The organism is Paratractidigestivibacter sp., assembly GCF_052362415.1.
Taxonomy (GTDB): domain Bacteria; phylum Actinomycetota; class Coriobacteriia; order Coriobacteriales; family Atopobiaceae; genus Paratractidigestivibacter.
The window spans coordinates 21039-23215 of record NZ_DAWEMK010000020.1 but is presented as its reverse complement, the minus strand read 5'-3'; the positions used below and the strand labels follow the sequence as shown (position 1 = coordinate 23215).

The window sequence follows — 2177 nt, the reverse complement described above, 5'->3', positions numbered from 1 at the left end:
GCCTGGCGCGCCTGAGCGCGAGCGAGCCGATGTTGCGGGCCTGGTCGACGACGACCAGCGTGCCGGCCGGGACCCGCGACATCAGCGCGTCGAGGTCGGGCTCGCGGTTGGCGACGGGGCGGTTGACCAGGACCTCGCCGGCCCTGGTGACGAGGCAGGCCCAGTGCGACGACTTGCCGACGTCCAGGCCGAGCACCGCGTCGGGCGAGGCCGCTTCTTCGATCATGGTGGTATCCTTCCAATCGAGTCGTTCGATCGGAAAGCTGCTCCCCGCGACACCCACATTACATGGCCGTGGCGATCTTGGCGGAGGGCCCGGCAGTTTCCTATCAGTCGTCCGGGAACAGCTGCGCCCGCGTCGGCAACACCCCCCGGGCCCTCTAGGGGCAGGGGCAGAAGGCCGTCCGCGGGCGCCCGATCGGCGGTCCATTCGGACACATCGCAATCGTAGTCCCTGGGCCCGGGCAGCTGCTTGGGCCCAGGGACTAACTGCGTCTCTGACTGTAATGGGTCGACGGCCACGCCGATGCGGCGCATCTTAAGTTGCATGGCCTCTTGGCGCGAATTTTTAGATTAGTGCGCTCCGGTGTGTTGGAGGGCGGCTGCTTTTTGCATGGTTGGGCGTGACACTATAACCACGATTTTGTGTCATTGACGCCGCAATTGTTTATGTCTGTTTATATGCTTTGACGATATTGTTTTTCGGTAAACGGTATCGAATCATTATTGATGTACCCCCTCCTTTACAGATGTAAAGGGGTCAAATGCTGGCCTTTATTTGTTTCTTACCGCAATCTAACGGATTTCTTTCGAACGAGGGGCTACCGCTTACCTCTTTCTAACTGCTGAATCTGATTGCAAATGGTAATTTCCTGCTTGCAATATTGATAAATCAAGAGATTCGAGCAGACTATGAGCCCAAGGGTTTACATGCTTCAAGAGAAGCTGCCGCCAGCACCGACGTTTGAGGGAATGAGCGCTGCGGGCGAGCCGCTCCCAAGTATGCTCTTGGGATATTTCCGCCGCTATAACCTGATCGTCGTGTGCTGCGAGCCGGGGTACTGCCCGCAGGTGTTTATCCAGGAGCTCTGTCGGCTGGCGGAAGCTGGGGGTGCGCGGACTTTCCCTTTTGATTTCTCTAGCTCGTCTTCGCAGAACGCTACGGAGCTGATGGCCAGGCTCTCTCGTTCGGTTCGATCCAAGACGAAAGGGCTCACATGCGACGTCATGGTCATCGCGTCTTTGCTCCCGCCTTCCGACGAGATGGAGGTCGACCGGCAAACGCGGGCAATTTCCAAGTTGGTGAACGATGGGGATAAGGTCCTGATTACGCTCCGGCCTGAAGCGCGTCAGCTGCTCGATTCCTTGCCTGCCCACCTGCTCCTCACTTGCGATGACATATCTGACGTTTCTCCGATCACGAGGTCCTCTAAGCGCGAAGACGAGCGACTTTCCAGGTTCTCTCGCGGTATTCCTGCGCTTGCTCAGTCGCTCCGGCGAGCTTCTGTGGGCTGCGGAAAGGACCCGGTTGATTCCACCGACTATGCGAGGGCGCTCTCCGAGCTTGTGAATGCGAGTTTGCGCTCTGACCTCATCGACGAGGAGCTTGCGCTGCGGCTTACGCTCGTGCTCCTTGGGAGAGGGACCTTCGAGGATGTTCGCAAGGTGCTGGGCGCCGTTGACGAGGAGACGCTCGAGCAGCTCGCGCTCTGGGCGCCGTTCTTTGGGATTTCCTTTGACTCTCGGTCATTTGAGTGTCCTTGCTCGAAGTCCATGGGATGGTTCTCTTACGACCACGGCAGAGTCAGCGACTTGACCTCCCAGTTCCCGGATGTCGCGGCGCGATGCCTTTGGTTGCTCGGGTCTCAGGGGCATTACGAGCGCCTTGCCACGCTGCTTCCGTGCCTTCCGAGAAAAGAAGCCTCAGAGGTCATCGCCGACTGGGCGCCGGAGCTCATCGACAGGGGCTTTATCTCGATGGTTTCGAATTACGTGAACACCGCTCCGTCAAAAACAAGGAAAGAGCCGCAATTTCGCCTCATCGAGCAGACGGTTGCGGCCCTAGGGACGTTGCGAGGAGGGCGCATCTCGGTCGACGACGCGCAGGCGCCTGCGGACGAGGCGGCGAGGCTGTGCCGCGGGCTGGTCGCCGTGAGGCTGCGGTTGTGAGGGGACCA

Annotated in this window: 2 protein-coding genes; one reads left to right on the top strand and one right to left on the bottom strand. The window is 59.5% G+C overall.

What is annotated here, in order from left to right; genetic code table 11:
• A partial coding sequence (locus tag ACT84W_RS03585) for an IS110 family transposase (RefSeq protein ID WP_444328220.1) occupies positions 1-226 on the bottom strand: 226 nt, incomplete at its 3' end.
• 704 nt (positions 227-930) lie between these two features.
• Between ACT84W_RS03585 and ACT84W_RS03580 the strand changes: the two genes are divergently transcribed.
• The gene (locus ACT84W_RS03580) at positions 931-2169 is read left to right on the top strand and encodes a hypothetical protein (RefSeq protein WP_444328219.1); all 1239 of its coding nucleotides are present in this window, start codon (positions 931-933) and stop codon (positions 2167-2169) included.
• The last annotated feature ends 8 nt before the right edge of the window (positions 2170-2177 follow it).